Origin of the sequence: Fibrobacter sp., assembly GCF_045112255.1 — a bacterium.
Lineage (GTDB): Bacteria > Fibrobacterota > Fibrobacteria > Fibrobacterales > Fibrobacteraceae > Fibrobacter.
On sequence record NZ_JBGUHR010000080.1, the window covers coordinates 13411 to 35989 of the forward strand.

The following is a 22579-nucleotide window of genomic DNA, read 5'->3' on the forward strand; positions in this document are numbered from 1 at the left end:
AACTAGTTTTTTACAACGCTTTCTAAAAAAGACAACGTGACATGCGTTGTCTTTTATATTATTTTCTTTACAAGTGTTATGGGGAGCAAGAAGGAGATTTTATGAAAAACAAGCTTTGGGGGCTTGCCGTTTTGGCGTTATACTCGGCGTTTTTCTTTGTAGGCTGTGCACAAAATAATCCAACCGTATCTATAAATCCGACCTGGACTGAAAAACCAACAAAAATTACCGTTGTCTTTACAGAACCTTTTGTTGACAATGTTGACGACCTCGAAGACGATCTCGAAGAATACACCGAAAAATTCACCGACTGGTACAAAGCAGAACTTAAGAAAAACTACGACAGCCTTGTCCATAAATCCATTGACGTGGATTTCAGGCAAGTCAATATTGCAGGCATGAGCATTGAGCACGATTCTGTAGGAGCAACGGAATTCAACATTCCAAAGCCGTCAACGATCAACATGAATGAAGGCTACTACATCGCCATTTCAAATGCGGGCTTCAGCCGCAAAGAAGAAACATACGCTTACCAGGCTTATAGCAATTCAAATTTTTTATTCGGTAGCGCAAATGATTCTAGCTACGTTAAAAATTCAGGGAACGTTATCACAGACAGGGGACTTTGGTTCTTCGCCGATTACGCCATTTACAACCAGTCAGGCGAACGAGTCGCTTTTGGGCACGAAGCGTTCCACAACAAGTTCCCATACGCCATGCACCGCAAGCACTGGGAAAAATGCGTCGCTGAATTTGTGAAAAAGAGCCTCGAAGAGACTCCAATTTTAAATTAAACTATCAAAAAACGCGGCCACAGCGGTCGCGTTTTCATTCCTAATTCCGAACTCCGAAATCCTCACTATTTCTTGCGCATCCAGACGGCAAGGAAGACAAACACAGAGAGGAAGCAGATGGCGATGATGATCCAGAACGCCACCGGGGAGCCGACCGTCGCATCACCATTCATACCAAACGGAAGCTTCACGTTCATACCGAACAAGCTTGCGAAGAACGTCGGGAGCGAAATAGAAATCGTCACGATAGTGAGGTTCTTCATCAACTGGTTCACGTTATTGTTGATGACACTTGCGCGCGCATCCATCATGGATGTCAAAATGTTAGCGTAGATGTTTGCCTGTTGCAAGCTCTGCCCGTTTTCAATCTGAATATCTTCCAGGAGTTCGCGTTCAGCTTCAGTCCAGTTGAGGCTGCGGCCAAGCTGCAACTTACGAAGCAACGTATCGTTACTGTTCAAGGCGCTCACGTAGTAAATCAAGCCCTTGTTCAAGCTGAACATCGAGAGCAAATACTTGTTCTCCATCGACGTATTGAGGCGCAGTTCCAAATCGTCATTGATGCGGTTGATGATCTTCAAGTGTTCATTGAAGTGTGCAATCGCAAAGCTCAACACGCGAAGCACAAACGTATTCAGGCTGTCAATTTTCGAGAACTTGCGTTCATCCATCACCGGGATGTCGCTATCAGTAAGGAGCAAGACCCAGTCCTTGAAAATGAAGATGCCAAAAGATTCCACGCGGAACTGGAAATTATCCTCGGCAGAATAATTCTTGGGCTTCTTAAACACGATGGTCGTAAAATCATCGTCGTATTCGATACGGGAAAGTTCGTCCGAGTCAAATGCGGAGGCAATCGTATGTTCCGTTATCTCATATTCCTTAACAAGGATGCTGCGCTGTTCCTGGCTTAAAGAACCCATCATAACGATGTCAGCAGCTTCTTCGTTCGGAGCTACTGAGAGACGACCGGATTCGATTTTGTAATACTTGAGCATACCGCCCCCTTTATCGAACATGAGCAATATAGAAAATTAGACGAAAGACGAAAGATGAAAGATGAAAAAAATCCATTAAAAACAGCAGATAATAGCAACAGAAAAGCCCCGGCAAAAGCCGGGGCAAATCTCTAGTCTTTAGTCTGTAGCCGCGTAGCGGCGTACTCTCGTCTAACTACACACCCTTCTTGAACTTCTTGCTCCACCAGAGAACGATCGGAGAGCAGACGCACACAGAAGAGTAAGTACCGATAAGGATACCGAAGCACTGAACGAGACCGAAGTCGCGGATGGAAGAGCCACCCTTAACAGCGAGAACCACGCAAACGAAGAGTGTCGTGAGAGAGGTAATCACCGTACGGCTGAAGCACTGGTTCAAAGAGCTATTGATGGTCTGTTCGTACTTAGCAGAACCGAAGAGAGCGGTATTTTCACGGATACGGTCGAAGTTCACGATCGTGTCGTTGACAGAGTAACCAATCATCGTGAGGAGCGAAGCAATCAAGGCACCGTCGAAAGAAAGGCTGAATGCCGAGATGAAGCCGAGCGTGATGATGGTATCGTGAATAAGGCCGAGCACAGCAGCAACGCCGAAGCCAAGGCCGAGCTTACCGAATCGGAACCACACGTAAAGAGCGATGCCAAGCCATGCGAGAATCACAGACAAAATAGCATTGAAGCGGAGTTCCTTACCGATGGTCGGACCGACAGCGTCCTTAGCCACGATTTCGCACTTCTGGTTAGCGGCTTCGAAAGCCTTAGCCATGGCGAGTTCGAAGCTCGTGTCATCACCGCGAACACTGATCTGGTAAGAGTTAGCAGACGTACCGCCGAGAGAGCGGACGCGAGCACCCTGGATGCCAGCCTTGCTCAAAGCCTTGTTCAAGTCGGTTTCGTGCTTAGCGTCATCCTGATACTGGATCGTATAGACCTGACCACCCGTGAAGTCGATGCTGAAGTCAAAGCCCTTCACTGCAATGCAAGCGATACTTGCAATAAGGAGGATGATAGAGAGAGCCTTGAACTTGCCGCGGTTCTTCATGATCTGGAGGTTAGCATTGTTCAAAGACTTGAAGCCAGAACCGATAGAGAGCGTCGTTCTGTCGCGCTTAGCAAGTCTCCAGTCGAACACAGCGCGGGAAATCGTGATAGCGCAGAAGAGAGAAGTGAGGATACCGATCGTAAGCGTAAGACCGAAACCCTTGACGGAACCCGTACCAATCTTGTACAAAATAAGACCCGTCAAAACAGTCGTCAAGTTGGAGTCCAAGATGGCGCTGAATGCACGTTCGTAACCCTTGGCGACAGCGGCGCGAGCCGTGAGGCCGTTCTTGAGTTCTTCACGGATACGTTCGAAAATAATCACGTTCGCGTCGAGAGACATACCGACGACGAGGATGAAACCAGCAATACCCGGGAGAGTAAGCGTGGCGTTAAACACAGACATCACAGCGGCAGTCACGAGAGCGTTGACCATCACGCCGATACTTGCAATGAAACCACCGAGACGGTAGTAAGCCACCATGAACACCAAGCAGAGCAAGAGGCCGATAGCACCGGAACCGAAGCCCTGGACAATGTTTTCTTCACCAAGAGTTGCACCGACGCTACGGCTTTCGATGATCTGCATCGGAGCCTTGAGGGCGCCAGCCTTGAGCACAACAGCGAGGCGGTTAGCTTCAGCCATGTCGTCGAGACCCGTAATCTGAGCTTCACCATTCGGGATACGGTCGCGAATGACCGGAGCGCTGATGACCTGGTTATCGAGAACGATGGCCATCTGCTTACCGACGTTAGCAGCCGTAACAGCAGAGAACTTCTTAGGACCGATGCCGCCGAACTTGAGGTTCACGGCAACTTCACCGGCGCTCATACCATCGCTGACGCGGTACGGACGAGCATCCGTGATATCGTCACCGCCCATTTCTGCACGGCGCTTGAGGAGGTAAAGACGCTTGGCCTTGATGTTTGCATCGCGGCGGAGCTTTTCGAGACCGCTACCGAAAGCGAAAGCGACATCGCGCGGGATGAGCTTCTGGACACCTTCAGTGGCGAGGAGTTTTTTCACCTTTTCGACGCTTTCTTCAGCAATGAAACCGCCATTGCCGAAAGAGATGAAGAAAGAGGAAAGGGACTGTCCAACCACGTCTGCCGGAGCGGCTTCAGCAACAGCGGAATCCTTCTTTTCAGCGGATTCAGTCTTTGCGACACCACCAGCAAGGAGTTCGTCATCAGACATAGCCTTTTCGTCCTTGACTTCAGCCTTCTTGGCGGTATCCGTCACAGCAGAATCAGCAATGATGTCGGTCGTCTGGCGAGTAAGGTACTGGTCGATAAGACCAACAACCTGCGTAAACTTTTCAGATTCGGCGAGAATCTTGAATTCGAGCTTAGCCGTAGAACCCACGAGAGCCTTAGCCGTAGAGTCATCCACACCAGCCAGTTCAACGACAATGCGGTCGTCGCCAGTCGGAGAAATCTGCGGTTCAGAAAGACCGTACTGGTCAACACGGTTACGAATAATTTCAAGAGACTGAGCCTGGATGTCCTTAATATCTTCGCCATCCTTGAGGCTAGACTTGTCGATCTGGAGCGTGATGCTCGTACCACCGGCAAGGTCCAAACCGAAATTGATGGACTTCGTGCCCAGCTTCGGATTTTCCTTAAGGAAGGTCTGCTTGGCTTCACCCTTCTTGGAGTGAACCTGAATAGAAGGCCATACAGTGTAGGCCGAAAGAATGATGACTGCGAGAATGATGAATTCTCGGAAGCCGAATTTGTGTTTATTCATTTGTAATCCCTTAATAAGGCATTATACATACTAGTTGCGGGGTCAAATTTAGAAATTTAGACGAAAGACGAAAGACGAAAGACGAAAGATTAGCACCTTGAAAGCCTAGTATTATTATAAAAGGGGGGAAGAATCCCCCTGATTGCAGCCCCTACGGGTCTTCCATCACCCCTTCAAACGGGCTTCAGACGCCAGCTAGAGCCTGCCCCGGACCTGTTCCGGGGTAACGCCCGGCTTATTTTATCTCAAACGCAGGGTCCGGCTTTGCCGCCGAAATCGCAAGTGTCATCTTCTTCTTGCCAAGAGTTCGGACAATTTCTAGGCGCCCAGCACTATAAGCAATCTCCAGCGAACCATCGCGCAGCACCTGCGACTTTCTACGAAGTTCGATCAGCTCCTTGATAAAGCCGAAAATCGGCTTTTTCATGCATTCCTCAAGTTTATCCCACGGGAATGCCCTGCGATTGTCAGGATCCTTGCCGCCCAGCATGCCGATTTCATCACCATAATATATACAGGGAGCACCCGGCAAAAAGAACAGGAGCGCAAGCGCAAGCTTCACGCGCTGCAAATTTGAGCACGGGAGCGAAGCCAACCGAATCGTGTCATGACTCCCGAGCAAATTCATTTGCACACCGAAACGACCTTCTGGGAACGCCTCGCGCAAACGAGTCGCAAACTCAGCAAGCACAATCGGACTTTCGTCAAAGAGGTACTTAAGTACCGCCTTACGCAAAGGATAATTCATCACGCCGTCAAACTGGTCGCCCTGCAGCCAGCGCGAAGGCTCATCCCAAATTTCACCGACAATATAGGCATCCGGGTTAATCGCCTTGATGCGGCGACGGAATTCCTGCCAGAAGCTATCGTCATCAATCTCGTTCGGAACATCCAGGCGCCAACCGTCAATACCGCGCTTCATCCAGTACTCGCCCACCGAGAAAAGGTAATCGCGAACATCGGGATTGTCGGTATTGAACTTCGGGAGCGCAGGGTAGCCCCACCAGCAATCGTAATTGGGCTTGCCCGAATACGCATGGAGCGGCCAGCCGTGCACATGGAACCAGTCCACGTACGGGGAGTTCTTGCCGAGTTCCATCAAGCTGTTGAACTGGAAAAATCCGCGCGAGCAATGGTTGAACACACCATCCAGAATCACGCGAAGCCCAAGCTTGTGCGCTTTCTTGACGAGCTTATCAAAATCCTTGAGCGTCCCTAAAACCGGGTCTATTTCAAAATAATCAACCGTATGGTAGCGGTGATTCGAATTGCTCTTGAAAATCGGGCAAAGGTAAATGGCATTCACGCCCAAGGACGCAATGTATTCCAGATTTTCGCAAACGCCAGCAAGGTTCCCGCCGAACATGTTTTCACGGGTTGGGATCGTATCCCAATCCACAAACTTCCCGACCGCCCTGTACTTTGCACTACGACAAAAACGGTCCGGAAAAATCTGATAGAAAACAGCGTCTTTAGTCCAATTGGGGAATGTCATAACAAAAGAAGCTACTAAGTTAATTCGGAATTAGGATGTAGGAATTAGGAAATATTTAATTTGGCGGCTTCGCCGCGATTATTTCAATTCCGTACTCCGAATTCCGAACTCCTAATTATCTAAATCTTCCAGAGGGCACGGGCTTTACGTTCTTCGACAAGTTTGCTAATCTCCGAAATCAAGCCCGCATTGGCAAGCAAGTCCTCGACACTGCACGGTGTGCGATACGTCCAGTTCTTGCCACCGACCGTTCCCGGAATGTTGACGCGTTCTTCCTTCGGGTCGCACTCAGAAAGCGAAGCCGAAAGCGCAAAGTAGTCCTGGATCGGCGGGATGCAGAACAAACTATTTGCAGTAAACACATGCGACAAGATGTCGTGCACCACCGGCGGCGTAAGCTTTTCAGGAGCAACGCCCGGCAAGCCCGCATGAGACCAATAGAAGCCCTTGTCAAAATCGCTCTCTTCCCAGAGGCCGCGCAAGGTTGAAGTATCGTGGCAGCTTGTCGTGCAAACAGAAAGACGCGGGTATTCATCCATGCTGTAGTACGGAGAATACGGAACGCTCCAGTTGCGAGCCCAGCGCTCAATACGAAGCGACATGATGTCGAGCTTCTTGAGCACAGTCGGTACACACGGTGGCACAGCACCAAGGTCTTCGGCGCAAACGAGCATATCCGTTTCGTTGGCGAGTACAGACAAAAGTTTCATGGCATTCTGTTCCCAGAGTGCGTTCTGGGCCTGTTCGTTCTGGCCAATCAAATCATGGAGTTTATCTTGTTCGTTCTGCGGGAGCGTAAAGAGCACCGGCTGGTTATACCAATACCAGTACGGGTAGAACGTGTTTTCGTCACCCGTCGGGATAAACACGCGGTTCCAGTAAACGCGGAGCATGGCATCCTTGACTTCCTGCGGTTCGTCAAGCGAAAGAATCGCGCGTTCGGACAAAAGATCGGGCTTGATGACAAAGCGGTCGAACTTTCCCGGCAAATTTTCAAAATACAGAGATATAAGCCTGTCCGTTTCGTTGCCGAGGAATTCGCGCAGCTGGTCCACGGAGTAGTTCGGGCGGCGCAAATATTCAAGCGTTTCGCGGCAGAATCCCGCATTGCGAAGCACATCCCAAGTAAGCGGGATGGACGGCTGGAAGCGGCCCAGGATGCCCGTCGATTCCTGTTCTGGAATTGCCCAGATGCGGAAGAATCCAAGCACGTGGTCAATGCGGTAAGCGTGATAGAACTTGCTTGCCTGCGCTAAACGGCGACGCCACCAGCCAAAGTCATCGGCTTCGAGCACGTCCCAACGGTAAGTCGGGAAGCCCCAGTTCTGGCCACCGTAGCTGAACATGTCAGGAGGAGCGCCCGCGCGGTCAGCAAGCGAGAAGTACTTGCGGTCAAACCACACATCGGCACTGTCTTCGTTGATGAGGATAGGCACGTCGCCCTTCAAGCGAAGCCCGAGTTTAGAGACTTCGTTCACGGCAGCGGTAAATTGACCTTCGGCGGTGTACTGCATCCAAGCCTGGAACAGCACATCCCTGTAGTTTTTCATCCAGAGCTTGTCGACATCGGCAGCGGAGGGGTTCTGGAACTTTTTCCAGTCCTTCCAGCTGGCTTCGTTGTTTTGCGCCTTGAGCGTACAATAGACGCAATAGGACTTGACCCAGGCATTCTGCTCAATCCAAGCAAGCAATTTCTTTGACGTCTTGAGATTCTCGTAACAGGAATCAAAAATCTTACGCAAAATGGAGCGTTTCCAAGTCGTAATGCGGTAGTAGTCTACACGCTCTATATCTGCAAACTGTTCGCGAGCCTTTTCAATTTCATTTTCAAAATTAGAAGCACCTTCAACAGACTGCACATTGATGAACACAGGGTTCAACGCAAATGCGCTGCGGGCACTGTAAGGACTCGGCTCGGTGCCGGTATCGTTTACAGGCAAAAGCTGAATGATATTGAATCCGCAGAACTTGGCCCACTGAGCGAACGGAATCAAGTCCAGAAATTCGCCAATGCCAATGCTGTGCTTGCTGTGAAGACTGAAAAGAGGAACGGCTACGCCGGTTTGAAAGGAAGTTAAATCACCATATCGCATGCTTCAAATATAACTCTAATTTTGTAAAAGAATCTTTCAAATTGCTAGCAAATAAAAAAAGGCTCGGAAACCCGAGACCATTTCTTATTCTTAATCGTCCTTTATAGAATTAAGCGCGCTTGGCGTACTTTCTAAAGCTCTTGATCAAGAGGGCGGCGAGAATGCAGTACATTGTTTTTGACTCCTTGTTTTGACGGCGCCAATATTAACAAATTTTTACTAACACGTCAAGGTATTTTAGTATATATTTCGGCAACTTTTTTGGACATTTCGTCCATACCAAAATGCCACCCGACACTTGTCACCCCGGCCTCCGTGCCGGGGTCGCCATACACATCTTCATAAAAAAGCAAAGCCACGGAAAGTCCGTGGCGTCGCGATCGTTAATTGGAGAGAGAAAAATCTTTTTCGATTAAGCGCGCTTTGCGTATTTCTTAAAGCTCTTAATCAAGAGGGCGGCGAGAATGCAGTACATCGTTTTGACTCCTTGTTTTTGACGGCGCCAATATTAACAAATTTTTACTAACGCTTCAAGGGGGAAAAATATAAATTTGGGCAAATTTTTTGAAACGTGCTTTTTGCAAATGTAAAAACATGCGGGCGGGGCCCCAGCTCGGAGAATACTTAAGCCCATCCTGGCGCAAGCGCCAACCTTAAGGCTCAACCATGACCATACAAGTATGGTCGCGGCACTCGCCTTTTAAGGTTGTGGCCGACGCTTTATTATCTTGACGTTTTTCAACTTTTTCATTTTAAAACAATATCCCGCTCTTACCTATATCATGCTGGACGCAATTCCTGTCGCAAAACACTTTTTCAGACGCAATTGGAATCCCATAGTATATCTCCGAGGTGGAAATTTGGTAAATTATGAGGCATGAAACGATTTTTGCTTTTATGTCTCGGTTTAACAGCATTTGTAAGCGCAAAGCCTTCTCTTCAAGTCGATAGTGACCGCATCGAAGCGGGTCAGACATTCAATTTGCAGTTCATCGTTCCAATTCAGGAACTGCCACAGAACAGGGGTGCACTCCGCCTCGAAACACGCAACAACTTTAAGCTCCTCGGGCTCGACAGTGCCGATCAGGTGATGCGCCCGGACATGGACGATATTTTCAACTCGTTTTTCGGCGGTGGCGGAAGAGCCTACAAGGCCCGTGTCTATTCGTTCAAGGTCAAAGCCCCGAAAAAGACAGGTACGCAGGACCTCGGAACGCTCACATGGATGATTGGCGGCGAAGCCAACACCATCAGCAGCAAAATCCCGGTCACCGTGCAGCGTTCCTATAACGACGACGCACTCGCCGCAAGCCTTACCCCGAGCAAAAAGTCCATTTACGAAGGGGAACAGTTCAGCGTCACCCTCAGTCTCCACACTTTTGAGCATTTCCAGGGCGGCCTCCAGGCTACCGACATGAGCACCGGCAACGACTTCATCGTCCATCGCAACGACCTCTCGAATCTGGACTTCAAGCCGGTCGAAGGCGCCCGCCGCGAGATGAAGGCATCCGCCAAATACGCATGGCTCAGCCCGACCAAGAGCGGTACGCTCCAAATTCCGTCTTTCAAATTCAAGTACACCAAACTCGGTGAACCCAAAGTCGTCGAAGAAAAGAAGCAAATGGGCGGCATGTCGTTCTCGAGCCGCAGCGTAAAGCAGGAATCCATCGAAACGGAAACCTCCACCGCCCCGCTTTCCATTACCGTTCTCCCGCTCCCGACCGAAGGCAAGCCCGCCGATTTCTCGGGAATGGTCGGTAACTACAGCTTTAGCGCAAACTTCGACCGCACAAACCTCAAGGTCGGCGAAGCTTTGACACTCGCGATTAGCATCAAGGGCGACGGCACTCCGGGAACCATCACGGACCCGAAACTCCCTGACTTTAGCGAATTCCGCTCCGTCCCGCCCGAAAACAGCATCAACAAGAAGGTGAAAGGCAACAAGGTCATCACCTTGAAGGATATCAAGGTTTTCCTCTACCCGAAGAAAAAGGGAACTTTCGAAATCCCGGCCATTACCTATTCCTGGTTCAACCCCGCCAAAAAGAAATACGAAACCGCTTCGGCAGGCCCGTGGACCATCGAAGTTGAAAAGAGCGACGCCCCCGCAGAACCCGTTTACCAGGCTCCGGTCTCCGCAGGCACGGGCACCTCGGCTCCTGTCGTCCAAAAGCAAGAAATTGAATTCCTCGGCAGCGATATCCGCTTTATCCACCCGATCACGGACAAGTCCGAGTCTAGCGCCCCGCACAGGAGCATTCTCTTCTGGATTCTGTTTGCAGCAGCAATTCCGTTCTACCTGATTGCAAACTTCGCCATCACGAGAAAGCGTAAGCGCAACAGCAACACGGCACTCGTCCGCAAGGGCAAGGCAAACAAGCTCCTCAAGGAAAAGTTCGCAAACGCACGTACCGCTCTCAAGAACGGCGACGGCAAGGCATTCTTTGCAGCACTCGAAAACGGCCTTATCGATTACCTCAGCAATTTGACGAACGTCGAATTCAAGGGCATGACCCGCCCGCAAATGAAGCAGGATCTCGCTAAGCGCGGCGTCAAGGAAGAAACGATTGAAGCCATCAACAGCTGGCTTGAAAAATGCTCGTTCGTGCGTTTCGCTCCGGTCACGGCCTCGACCGAAGAACAGTCCCAAATGCTCGCAGATGTCGAAAAACTTTGCGAGGCGCTGAAGCTATAAAAACATGAATCTCCAATGGACGCTTTTATGAAACTGAATAGAATTATTTTGACAATCGCCGCAGCGCTCCTCCTCACCTCCGCAGCAAGCGCTGCCGACAAATGCAATGGCCTCGAAGCAGGCACAAAGGCATACAACGAAAACGACTTTGAACGCGCGATTGACGAATGGCGCACATGCGTTGACGAAGGCATCGTCAATGCAGACCTCTATTATAACTTGGGCAACGCCTACTACCGCAGCGGCAAGCTCGGCTTCGCCATTTTCTACTACAAGTCGGCACTGCGCTTGCACCCAAGCGATGACGACATCCAGCACAACCTGAATTTCGCACAGACCAAGACCCGCGACAAGGAAGGCGACGAAGAAGAGAACCCGATTCTCGAAGGTCTCATGAACTTGCACCACGCGATTTCGCTCAAAAGCCAGATGAACATTTCGCTCGTTCTCTTCTGGGCAATTGCGCTCGTGATTCTCGCCCGTAGATTCGTGAACGGCAGCCGTGGCAAGAACATTTGCACAGGCGTCGTATTCGGCATGAGCGTCATCCTCTGCACGATTGGCGCAAGCGCACTCTACAAAATGTACACGCTCGAAACAGACATCACAGGCGTCGTGACCGCCTCAAGCGCCGACGTGACAAGCGCCCCGAGCGACAAGTCTCAAACGCTCAACACGCTCTCCGAAGGCACTAGCTTTGAAGTCATTGGCGAACAAGGCAACTTCGCAGAAATCCGCCTCGGCGAAAAGATCCGCGGCTTCGTGAAACTCAGCGAAGTCGGGATTGTGAAGTAAGTTAGTCCCAGGGACTAACCCATGTAGAATCCATTCGTGTAATAGGAATCGTTACTCCCGCAGGGAATTTTCCAGATTCCTTTGTTGGAATAATAGCTGTTGCAACAGCAACAGGAAGTGCAATCATATCAAGAAACGCAAAAGTCATCACTGTGCTTGGGTGGCCTCTACCATCCGAAAAGAACGGCCAGTAACGCAACAGGCCTGCACTAAAGTGATATGAGGACTCGCCGCGATTCACTAGCAAGCTGCCGTAAACAACTTCATTTTTTCGTGCTTCCAGATAAATCGTATCTTCACTTGTTGAAGATTTAATGCGGCAATTATCGCTTGTCGGGCAAACCTGTTCCCCATCGCAATAAATGGAATAGTCACCTTTACCATCTGATACGGAAACCCACATCTCATAACTAGATGCACACCCTACAAAAAGTAAAGATATTGCAAACACTAAAACAGAAACAACATATCGAAACATATTGCGCTTAAAATACAAATTTTAAGGAAAAATGCTATACCAAAAATCCACTGTATGGATCCTCCTAGCGGAGGATGACTTTTCCTAAAGCCTAATACCTATAACCTTAAAGTTTACACAATCTGGCCGCCGCCAAGGACCATGTCGCCAACGTAAAAGACGGCACATTGGCCAGGAGTCACAGCAAAGAGCGGTTCGTCAAAAACAGCGACCGCCTTGTTTGTATCGACGATGGTAACTTCGCAGCCAACCGCACGTTGGCGGTAACGCACCATGCCTTCGGCGCGGAACGTCGTCCCGACCTCCCGCGCACCGCCGTGCCATTCGCAGTTCACCATTTCCACGCGGTCAAAGCAGACCGACGACTTGTCGCCCGTCACCAGAATATCGCCCGTTGCCGGGTCCACATGCTTCACAAACGCAGGCACACCAATCGCCACGCCCAGACCTTTGCGCTGACCGACCGTGTACTTGTGGAACCCATCGTGCGTGTTCCACACCTTGCCCTTCTCATCCACGAAGCGGCCCGGGCGGGTCATCTCGCCAAAACGGTCCTTCAAAAATTCCGTGTATTGTGAGCCGTAAATGTCAAAGCAAATGTCCTGGCTGTCGCCCGTCTTGGCATTCACAAAGCCGTTCTGTTCAGCGATTTCGCGCACTTCGCTTTTCACGTATGTTCCAAGCGGCGTAAGCACATGATTGCGGCGTTCATCGGGAACCCAGAACAAAAAGTAGCTTTGGTCCTTACCAGGATCACGACCGCGCAAAAGCCTGCGGACGCCATTCACTTCTTCAATGCGCACGTAATGCCCGGTCGCCAAGAAGTCCGCGCCAAGCGATTTGGCGAAATCCATCATCCAGCCGAACTTGATAAAGCGATTGCAGTAGCAGCAAGGGTTCGGCGTACGCGCATGCGAAAAGTCCGCATGGCAGCGCTTTAAGACTTCTCCCGTAAAAGCATCGGAGCAGTTCGCCACATGATGCTCGATGCCGAGCTTTTCGGCAATCGCACGTGCACGAACGACACTCGGGTCGTTTTCTGCGTCAAAGGCGCCATCGACATCAGGCAAAACGCGGAGCGTCACACCCACGACTTCGTAACCCTGTTGTTGCAAAAGGAGCGCCGCGACAGACGAATCCACGCCACCGCTCATGCCGACTGCGACTCTAGTTTTAGACATGATGCAAGCGCTCCTAGTCAAAACGCAACATCAAAGCAAGTTCGAACTGGAGGATCTGACGCATGTGAGCCGTTTCGTCATCCAGCTTTTCATAAATCTGCCTGTACTCGATGTACGAACTCAGCGAAGCCATCTTGTTGAACGTGTAAGATGCACTCGGACGGATAAACCATTCATGCGTTCTCGACGGAACCGTGCGGTAGTTAAGTTCCAGTTTCGGCTTATAAGCAGTAAAATCAACGCCCCACTGCTTATAGATTCCATCCGTACCGGATTCCTTGTTCGTCATCTCGTAGCCGTTCACAGGTTCATATTCCTTGCGAATGGTCTTCTTGTAATCATAACCGGCCGTAAGCTTCAGGTCGATATCGTTCTTAAGCTTAAAGAACCATTTCCAAAGCTGGAATCCCTTGTCAAGCTTGAGCGGGTACGAAATCGAGAAATCATCACCGATGTTGATACCAAAGTCGTTGTAAAGCGCGGTCGGCATCCACGGTGTTTCAAGGAAGTACTTCGTCGTATCAGAACAGTCTTCGCGTTCAGGATCATCAGGCAGCCAGCACGGATTCGAAATTACTTCCTGCTTCGGACGGCGGTCTGTCGATTCGATTTTCATACGGACGCTATTTTCGATACGCAAATTATTCTGAGTAAGAATCGAAACTCGAATAAGCGGGTTAAAGTTCCAGACCCTGGCCCAAGAATCTTCGGCACTCTGGAACGGACGCCTAACCACAGTACGGGAATAATCAAAGCGGCTATTCAAGCTCACACTGCGGAAGTCATTGAGGAACGACACCTTCTGGGAAATATTCGGAATTGAAATACCGATGCCAAATTTCGGAAGAGTCGTCGTCGTGTCAATGTACAGCGGGTATTCACGAGACTGCGAGAAGTCCTCCTTCCACTGGAAATCCGTCGTCAAGGAAATATCCCAGATCGGCAAAGTGAGGCCCGTGTTGATCTGCAACGAACGAGACACCGAGTTGCGGAAACTGCCCTGATAGACAAGAGTATCCACATGCTTGTTCCGATACTGAGCAAAGCCGGTATAATCACCACGATCGGTAAGTCCCATGTTACCCGTCATGATATTCCAGAGGCCACGACCGCCATGGCCATCGCCAAGTCCAAGGCCGTAAAGATAATACTGGAACGGAGTCACACCCTGTTCTTCATACAGCTGGGCAAGCGTAAAGTTTTCACCGATGGTATTGGTACTTGCGTTCCAGTTGAATTTGATTTCACGCCACTTCAGCTTGTCAAAGAATCCAGCAACCGCATTTTCCTTTCCAAACAAATTGGCAAGATCCATAATCTTAAGGGCCGGAGTAAACTCGAAACGGTTCGTCTGCGAAATCGTCCAGTAATTCTTCTCAATATTTGAAGGATCCTTGAAACTGAAGTCATTCGGAATGGTCTTCTGCTGGTTAAAGTCAGACGAGAACTGCATATTGAACGGGATGAAAGGAATCAGCTTGGGATTAAAGGTCAACCTGAACTGCTGATTTCTTGAACGTTCATTGCGCAAAATTCCGTAAGCACGGCCATATTCGCGATGTCCGACGCTATCCACCTTGTAGAAGGCCGTCGTATCGTAACGAATTTCATAAGAATCCGGATTCTGCATGTCAATAGCAAGCGGCTTGCCATTTGCATCCGTCTTTGCAATCGTATCGACCGGGAAAACTACAAGGCTGTCACGAGAGACATAAACCTTTCTATCAGAATGGTCATGGTCAAAAATGTAGCCGCTTGCAAAAAGACCGCCCTCGGAGAACGTAAAGAAGTTTTCCTTTGTGAAAGCTTCACGGTCACCGCCGCCAAACATGTCACGCTTGATATTGACAGAATAGCTTGTCGTCAAGAACGAAAGAATATTCCAGCGCAAATTCAGCTTATGGTTGAGTTCTGCGGTGTAGGTCACGACCTTGTCCACCTGCGGTTCCACAAAGTCCGGATCGCGGGTCTGGTTCACATAGCGCACATAGTTAAAGTCAAAGAGCGTCAAGTCGAAAGTTTGCGGCCACGGCTCAAACTCCGTCTTTGCAATATCCTTCAACCAGGAATACTTTGCAAGCCCTTCGAACGGCTTGAACTTAAACATGCTAAACGTACCCAGCTTATATTCGAGCATCGTGTGGTACGAATAAGTAGAGTCCGACGCTGTCGTTGCGCGACCTTCGGTCTGGTGGTAAGAATAGCTAAGGGCCGGACGTTCCAGGAATGCCTGCGAGAAGAATTCTCCAAGCTTCGTTTCACTGGCCTTGTAATCCTTATGGTAGCTAACGCTAAAGCTCAAGTCCTGTTCATAAGATTCATAGCCCTTAGATTCCGCACTGTCACGCAGCGCGTTTTCTTCCTTGTCCGACTTCACGGCGAGATCGCTCTGGAACATGTCTCCAGTAAGGTCCACAAAGCTGCTCTTCTTAAGCATCATGTCATCCGTAGGCTTCATGTACGGGCGCTTTGTCGTGCTATGGTATCCAAACGACATCGGAATATGGAATCCCAGAGAATCGTTCAGGAACTTGTTCAGGGCAATCGAGATGTCCGCCGAAACGTCAAGCTGCGATGCAGCCGTTGCAAGATCCGGCTTCGGGGAGCGTCCAGAATTGGAAAGTGTCGCGAAGTCGCCGTCCTGGTAGCGCACAGCGCCAGAAAGCGAAATGAAATCAGCAAGGTTCACCTGGGCATTCACACGGGCTGCATAACCCCATTCCGTATCCATGTCAGAAAGGCGGAGGTCATTGACCCAGAATGTACCCTTGAGGTCACTGGGTGAAGCCGATGAATCGGCGATAATCACAAAGCGCATCCAATCGACCTTGGTAATCGACGGGTTACCGACCAGGCGAATGACTTCTTCGCGATCGCCATCAAGCTTCTTGACAACAGGTTCCAAATACGGCGGGTGGCGTCCACGCTTGAGATCCGAGAAATCAGACAAGTTCATTGCAAAGGCGTTGTCAAGCCAGTTCTGCTCGTGGCAATCTTCTTCACGGGAACAGTCGTAACGCAAAGCCTTCGGACGGAAGCTCCATTCGTAATAGTCCTTCGAACCGTCAATCGAACCTTCACCAAACTGCATGGCAAAACGCACAGGAACCTTATCGGTCTTTGCGCCGTTCACATAGTGAATTTCCATTTTCAGGGACTTGTACGACGAGAAGTTTTTCGTGTCCGTATCAAAAATTCGAGTCACGCCAACTTCCTGGCCTGGATTCATATTGTGGTAATCCAGTACAAGCGCCGTTTCCTTGAGCGGGGCATTAGAATCGGCATCGCGTTCCGTCACCGTATTCGGGGACTTGTAATACGTTTTTGCATTTTCACGGTTATTGATCGTGGAAACCTTGACATATGTCGTATCATGCGTCGAAACAGATTCGCTGATTCGATTTTCAGCACCATTAACTTCGACAATCTGCGAATTTTCATTCGTAGAAGTACGATAGAAATCGGCAACCGTAGTTTCTTCCCAGGCGTTACCCAAGACGCCAAGACTTACGATCTGCACCTTCGCTTCGGAAACACCCGGACTCAGCCTGCCAAGCCACATACGCGTATACTGGGCTTCCGAAAGAATTTCCTTGTAGCTGTTCCCCGTCGGAGATACAATTGTATCGTACTGGTTCAGAGGAATACGCCACCTGCGCCAGCCATTCTTCAGCTTATCCACATACAACGATGACGTATCCGTCAAGTCAATGCGGTAACGGACAAAGCTAATATCGGTATCAAGGGAACCATTCTTGTTGATATCTTCGGTATCATACGCACGTTCACCCAGGTTACCTTCCGTTCCGTTAATGCTCTTCGGCGGGTCGCTCTCATCGTCAAAGTCCTTGAAGTTATCCCCTGCAATGTCCCTAGTCGAAGGATCGACATTTCCCTGGTTATATTCCTTGCCCTTACAACCGGCAACACGGCAATCCCATTCTATTCTAGTTTCATCAGCACCGGTCTTACCATCAAGGCCACGGTCATGCTGGGCTGTCGTCATACCAATCTGGTTTTCGCCATCATAACGACCATTAGGCGCTTCACCATTGATAGAAAGGTCTTCACTCACAAGGCCCAAGTCAATGAAGATGGAACCCGAATTACCGCGGGCGACAACCTCAATGTACTTCATTTCGCTCATATCATGGTAGTACGAGCTGTTCGGGCGCATGATACCGCCCCAAGAATTTCCCATAAGGTTGTCATTCGGACGAAGAGTCATCTTAAGGACTGTCAAATGCTGATTATCGACATCGGAGTTACCGACGTTGTCATAAATGTACTTGTAAAGTTCCGTATTGTTGCTATGCCAGATAAATTCACCCTGGTGCTTGTAATCCTGACTTTCGATGTAGGTTCTAGAATCCAGGGTATCGCCACCCGGAGGAGATGCCTGGTACCATGAAAGTCTAGACAACGGATAAACAAGGCCAGTCGAAGTCGATTCAAAATCTTCCACAAGGGCGGTCCGAGTCTTGCTCGTATTGGCGTTATGACGGCTACCCGCGAATTCCGCTTCAACGCGCCAGTTCGAAGCGACTGTCGTCTGGATTCCCGGAATAGCGTTCACCAAGTCCGTAAGAGCCTGCACAGAATCCTGCAAGCGGACGTTGAAGCCCCAGAGGAAGCTGGAATAAGGTTCGTTGCCAAGCGTCGGAACTTCAGCCGTTGTGCTCTGGCTCTTATAAAGTGCGGTAACACCGAACACCGAACCTGAACCAAAACCATAAAGATCCAGAGGCAATTCCGCACGGGCACCGAGAAGAAGCTTGTTATCGACTTCGAACATCGGTTCACATTCAAACTTGACCTTGATTTCCTTATTCGGGTCAAGGGCGCGTTCACTCAAAAGTTCAATCTGGCCAAGTTCATAGTTGACTTCGTAGTCCGTTCCACGGATAAGCGTCGTAGAACCGGCAGTCACCTTTTCAGATCCCGGAGAGATATCCATGCAGCTTCCGCTGTTCACAGAGTAGCTCGAATTCGGGTCACGTACACTAATCATGGAATTGCGGCGCTTACCGACAGATTCAAAGTAGAACTGGCTCGTGTAACGGTTCAAGTTATAGACCGGCAAGGTATAAAGCTGATTCACAGCCGCCGAAGAATCCAGGTTGCGCAACGGTTCAAGACAGTTTTTCTTGGCAAGTTCCACAGCGTTGGCATGTCCGCTATAAATAGAATCCGTCCACGGCCTACAGGGCAACCACATTTCACCAGTATAGCTGCCCGAAGAATCCTTCTTAAAAATCGTAGCATCGTTTACTAAAGGAGTACCGTCATTTTCATCGGCAAGGCCAAGAGTTTTCAGATAAGTTCCAGAGATGCCCGACTTGTTTTTCATGCGAAGAACAAAGCTGTTCGCGCTTGCATCCGAAATGCCGATGGCATAAACATTGCGGAGCATCAATTTATCAATATCCTTGAGTTCACTGAGCGTTGCATCCCACTGGATAAGGACAGCTTCGCCGCCATTGCGCAAGTCCTTACCCTTGCGCTGTTCATTCTCGCTGCTATAGTTTGCGGCAATAAGGGTATTGCGATTAACACCGTTAATCTTCAGGACACCCGTCTTAGGATCATACTTATAGTCCGAACGTGGAATTTCCACCATGCGGTCAACAGTCTTTGTAATTGGCACACCCTGCGGAGTCTTATAAACGACCGAAATATTCTTGAACACGTTGTCCGATTCATTCAACGCACTTCTCTTGTACAATTTCAGATCGGATACCGGATAATTGATGGAACCTTTTTTGACAGTAGCATCAATGTAAGCGTTCCTCACATCGTGGTTCAAGAAGTAGTAGCGGTATGCAACAAACTGCTTATCGGTCACCTGGAATTCGGTCGTCGATTCATTGGCCTTGATGGAATATTCTTCCTGTTCGCCGCCATCCTGGGATGCAATCGTCGTGAGCTTCCAGTCGCCGAGTTTCCAGTCCGCCTTGATACCAAAAAGGCCCTGGTGGTTTTCGGAGTAACCCGTAAATTCAGTACCCGTAAGCGAGAGGTTCGTGGTACCAGCTTCAACACGCTGCAAGATGTAATCTTCAAATTCGCCCTTGAACGACTCCTCATAAACAACACGGACTTCGTTCTGCGAACCGAGACCTTCATCGACATTCTTGATTTCAACCGTGATGTACGGACCAATCTTACCTTCAACCATGAAGCTCGGATTGTAGTCCAAAGACGGAGACGGCCAAAGGCTTGTCTTGGTGCTACCCTCGGCATCATCCTTTTCGCCATACCCTTTAAGACGGACATCCATCGTACCCTTGAGCATGAGCTTAGGCTTATTGAAGCCGAAGTCCTTCATCCAGGCAGGCATGTTCACCGGGATCGTAATGTCAAAGACGGACCCCGTCTCCGGAGCTTCGTAACCGCCATCGTTCTGACCCACAAGGCCATTGAGCCAAAGACGCTTGCGCCCCACATCGTACATGTCCGAAACATAATCCGCAAGTTCGGGATAGTGCGATGTCCAAAGCACTGTCGTATCCGTACGGGAAACCGTATTCACGCGCTTTTCGGTCACATCGATTTCACGAGTCGCTACGTCAATATCATGCGTAAAGACTTGTCCCTTCGAGGCATTCATCAACCCCGGACGCATTCCAATGCCACCTAGCGGGAGCAGGCCGTCTAACGGAGAAGTGGACTTGGGAACAGGCATATACTTGATCGCAGGAGTCCAAGCATCTGCCGGCCCTTCGGATGCGGGTTCCGCCACGGAAGGATTTTGTGCAAGCGGGCGCGATTCCTGGACTGTCGGCTGCTTGGTAGGTGCAGGCGCCGTCGAAGACGACGACAACTCAACCGCAGAAGAATATTCGACTTTAATCGACGAAGAAGACTCAGCCGCACTAGACAACTGTTTCGCCGAAGACGAAGCAGGAACCGCAGAACTCGAAGCCGGAAGCACAACACTTGAAGAAAGCTCCGCTGCACTAGAAGCGATCGCCACGGACGACGACGACATCACCGCAGACGAAACCGCCACAGTCGGTTGAGACGAAGACTTCGGGGCAGGCACATCCTGGAAAAGCTCATCGTCAAAAAGAGATTCATACGAGCTAAGCGTTCCGTCCTGAGACCAGACGGAACCCACAGCCACAAAGCTGCATGCAGCAAAGCCCCAAAGGGCGGATTTAAAAAACTTTCTAAAACGCAACGGTCACAAAATACAAAAACGGGACATTAAAAATTAACACCGATAACATAGAAAAAAAGAAGCGCCCACATTTAACGTGAGCGCTTCAAAATCGGCTTCTAGCCCCTATTTAAAGGATAAACTAGAGGAATACTTCAATGCCACCGCGGCACTTTTCCCAAGCCGGGTTCTTTTTGCACAAGAGATCGATCATCTTGTCGTAAGTAGCCGTGTTGGAGAAGCCCTTCCACAGGCGACGTTCCACAGATTCACCGGAATCCTTGTCGATTGTCGTGATGGTATCGTAGTAGGCCGTGTTGTCCTTGAATTCAGAAATCAAGATGTTCTTCAAGTCGTCCGTGTAGATGCGGGAGGCGTACTTGAGGATGGAATCGTTGAAGTTGAGTTCGTTTTCGACGAGCCATTCGAAATCCTGGATCGGATTGCCGTAGATGAGCCAGTGACGGAGTGCGAGAGCGACCACGAGGTCCTTCACGGCACTGCGGAAGATAAACTTGTCTTCAAGGCGGCCATTCCACGTGATACGGGTCAGCGGGTTATCGTCGTTAGCTTCGATAGACACGCCCTTACCCGGAGTAACCTTGCGGATCTTGATCGGGAGACGGCTAAGGAGCTGCCATGCCTTCGTGAAGGCGATGGTCTTACGGACAAAATCCTTTTCCTTTTCAGGGGCGACGCGAACAAACGCACCGAAGCAGCGCTGGTAGAGCGTTTCCTTGTCGAAGATGCAGTCGCTGGAGCGGCATTCGCTGAGCTTGCCATCCATCATGAAGAGGGTCTTTGCAAGTTCCGGGCGCATGCGGACTTCGAGCTTACGGGTACGGGCCTTGAGGCGGACACCGTCCTTGTAAACGTAGGTAAAGCCTTCTTCCTGGTAACGCTGCCAGATGAAGAACTGCAGGTCGTCAGCAGCACGCAGATGGTAGCTGAACACCGGGTTCTGGCGGTTGTTAGCCATGGTCACCTGGTTCAAGAAGTTGTCGGCGCCCTGGTACGGCACAACGACCTTCACGAGCACCTGCGGATTCACCGGGTGCTTGCTCTTCTTGGCATACTGTTCGTACGTGAAGAGGGACTGGGCACCGTTGATGATCTTCGGGCGTTCAATGAAAAGCACCTTCTTGCCATCGCGTTCCTTGAGGCGCAGGTCGTCACCCGTGAGGGTCATACCGTTGTGGAGGAACGGGAAGTCATCGACGTTCACGTTCTTGTCGTCATTCCTTTCCATGGTCTGGAAGGCATCGATAAGAGCGGCGTTCGTATGCGTGAGGTTACCGAGGTAAGTACGGATGTTAGAGCTTACAATAGCCATGTTGTGCTTGGTCTTGAGGCGCTTACCAAGGGCAACGTGGTAGTCAAAAATCGTGCGGATCGGGCAGAAGCCGAGGAAAAGCTCGCCGTGGTCCGATGTGAGGTGGAGCGGTTCGGAATCCATCTCGATTTCAAGCTTGTCGTCTGCGCTGCGGAAGTCGCGGGTAAGGTCGTCATGTTCGGCAATGATTTCGAGCTTTGCCTTGACATCAGCCTTCCAGAGCGTGAGCTTTCTGCGCATGTCCTTGAGGGTACGTTCGAGTTCGGAGTCCGTGATGTCGCGGCTTGCACGAGTGCGGAGCACAGTAATTTCGAGCGTTTCCATGTACGGACGGCTTGCCGGAGCATCAACATCTTCTTCAGCTTCTTCGTCAGAAATCTTGTTGACGGCCCACGGGTCAGCCTCTTCGCGGAGCGAGAGGAAGAACGGATTTGTAGGATCGCTTGTGCGGAACACTGCAATCTGGAGCTGTTTCAGGTCTGCATTCAAATGAGCAACGACCTTTTCGAGCGGAGTATCTTCGTCCAGGAAGATGAAAAATTCCATGAAGCCCTGTGAATACTGGAAGCCGTGGAAGCATCCATTTTCATCTAGGTTCAGATGCCGGAGTGCCTTGATTCTATCGTTTGGGTCGTTAGGGTTCAAGCTCAAGAGGCTAGCGACAAATGCTAAGCGGCGTTCCTGCGATTTTGTTAGTTCCATTTTTTCCTCAATAATTACACTGAAAACCAATATACAATATTATTATATATTGGAATATTCGT

11 protein-coding genes are annotated in these 22579 nt (G+C 49.9%); 3 read left to right on the forward strand and 8 right to left on the reverse strand.

The features are described from left to right. Positions 1-101: 101 nt before the first annotated feature. Positions 102-794: a hypothetical protein gene (locus tag ACJMM9_RS10935; RefSeq protein ID WP_405326729.1), complete on the forward strand. Its 693-nt coding sequence runs from the start codon at positions 102-104 to the stop codon at positions 792-794. A gap of 65 nt (positions 795-859) precedes the next feature. Here ACJMM9_RS10935 and ACJMM9_RS10940 read toward each other — a convergent pair whose 3' ends face one another. The 4 genes from ACJMM9_RS10940 to ACJMM9_RS10955 all read right to left on the reverse strand — a co-directional run bounded on the left by ACJMM9_RS10940 (position 860) and on the right by ACJMM9_RS10955 (position 8171). Further along, positions 860-1792, reverse strand: a complete 933-nt coding sequence (locus ACJMM9_RS10940; protein ID WP_014545607.1) for a magnesium transporter CorA family protein — start codon at positions 1790-1792, stop codon at positions 860-862. A gap of 175 nt (positions 1793-1967) precedes the next feature. Further along, on the reverse strand, positions 1968-4583 hold the full coding sequence (gene secD, locus ACJMM9_RS10945) for a protein translocase subunit SecD (protein ID WP_405326732.1): 2616 nt from the start codon (positions 4581-4583) through the stop codon (positions 1968-1970). Positions 4584-4818: 235 nt separating this feature from the next. Further along, positions 4819-6078, reverse strand: a complete 1260-nt coding sequence (locus ACJMM9_RS10950; protein ID WP_405326735.1) for a glycoside hydrolase family 13 protein — start codon at positions 6076-6078, stop codon at positions 4819-4821. A gap of 119 nt (positions 6079-6197) precedes the next feature. Next, a complete protein-coding gene (locus tag ACJMM9_RS10955; protein WP_405326738.1) occupies positions 6198-8171 on the reverse strand; it encodes a 4-alpha-glucanotransferase in 1974 nt (657 codons plus the stop codon). 877 nt (positions 8172-9048) lie between these two features. Here ACJMM9_RS10955 and ACJMM9_RS10960 point away from each other — a divergent pair. Together ACJMM9_RS10960 and ACJMM9_RS10965 are read left to right on the forward strand one after the other, a co-directional pair. Continuing rightward, the gene (locus ACJMM9_RS10960) at positions 9049-10866 is read left to right on the forward strand and encodes a BatD family protein (protein WP_405326741.1); all 1818 of its coding nucleotides are present in this window, start codon (positions 9049-9051) and stop codon (positions 10864-10866) included. Between the two features lie 27 nt (positions 10867-10893). Next, positions 10894-11661 (forward strand): tetratricopeptide repeat protein, encoded by a 768-nt coding sequence (locus ACJMM9_RS10965; RefSeq protein WP_405326744.1) that lies wholly within the window; start codon positions 10894-10896, stop codon positions 11659-11661. A gap of 1 nt (position 11662) precedes the next feature. Here the strand turns inward: ACJMM9_RS10965 and ACJMM9_RS10970 are convergent, their stop codons facing one another. From ACJMM9_RS10970 to ACJMM9_RS10985, 4 genes are all read right to left on the reverse strand, one after another. Continuing rightward, positions 11663-12139, reverse strand: a complete 477-nt coding sequence (locus ACJMM9_RS10970; RefSeq protein WP_405326747.1) for a hypothetical protein — start codon at positions 12137-12139, stop codon at positions 11663-11665. Between the two features lie 113 nt (positions 12140-12252). Then, entirely contained in the window at positions 12253-13320 is a 1068-nt protein-coding gene (gene mnmA, locus ACJMM9_RS10975) for a tRNA 2-thiouridine(34) synthase MnmA (RefSeq protein WP_405326750.1), read from the reverse strand. A 13-nt stretch (positions 13321-13333) separates the two neighbouring features. Beyond that, the gene (gene sprA, locus ACJMM9_RS10980; RefSeq protein ID WP_405326753.1) at positions 13334-20446 is read right to left on the reverse strand and encodes a cell surface protein SprA; all 7113 of its coding nucleotides are present in this window, start codon (positions 20444-20446) and stop codon (positions 13334-13336) included. A 178-nt stretch (positions 20447-20624) separates the two neighbouring features. Further along, positions 20625-22517 (reverse strand): AIPR family protein, encoded by a 1893-nt coding sequence (locus tag ACJMM9_RS10985; protein WP_088640366.1) that lies wholly within the window; start codon positions 22515-22517, stop codon positions 20625-20627. Between the last annotated feature and the right edge of the window lie 62 nt (positions 22518-22579).

Excerpts from the sequence above, each read along its gene's own strand:
- ACJMM9_RS10940 (WP_014545607.1), bottom strand. The coding sequence starts at position 1,792 with ATGCTCAAGTATTACAAAATCGAATCCGGTCGTCTCTCAGTAGCTCCG.
- ACJMM9_RS10965 (WP_405326744.1), top strand. The coding sequence starts at position 10,894 with ATGAAACTGAATAGAATTATTTTGACAATCGCCGCAGCGCTCCTCCTC.
- ACJMM9_RS10935 (WP_405326729.1), top strand. The coding sequence starts at position 102 with ATGAAAAACAAGCTTTGGGGGCTTGCCGTTTTGGCGTTATACTCGGCG.
- ACJMM9_RS10955 (WP_405326738.1), bottom strand. The coding sequence starts at position 8,171 with ATGCGATATGGTGATTTAACTTCCTTTCAAACCGGCGTAGCCGTTCCT.
- ACJMM9_RS10950 (WP_405326735.1), bottom strand. The coding sequence starts at position 6,078 with ATGACATTCCCCAATTGGACTAAAGACGCTGTTTTCTATCAGATTTTT.
- mnmA (WP_405326750.1), bottom strand. The coding sequence starts at position 13,320 with ATGTCTAAAACTAGAGTCGCAGTCGGCATGAGCGGTGGCGTGGATTCG.
- secD (WP_405326732.1), bottom strand. The coding sequence starts at position 4,583 with ATGAATAAACACAAATTCGGCTTCCGAGAATTCATCATTCTCGCAGTC.
- ACJMM9_RS10960 (WP_405326741.1), top strand. The coding sequence starts at position 9,049 with ATGAAACGATTTTTGCTTTTATGTCTCGGTTTAACAGCATTTGTAAGC.
- ACJMM9_RS10970 (WP_405326747.1), bottom strand. The coding sequence starts at position 12,139 with ATGTTTCGATATGTTGTTTCTGTTTTAGTGTTTGCAATATCTTTACTT.
- ACJMM9_RS10985 (WP_088640366.1), bottom strand. The coding sequence starts at position 22,517 with ATGGAACTAACAAAATCGCAGGAACGCCGCTTAGCATTTGTCGCTAGC.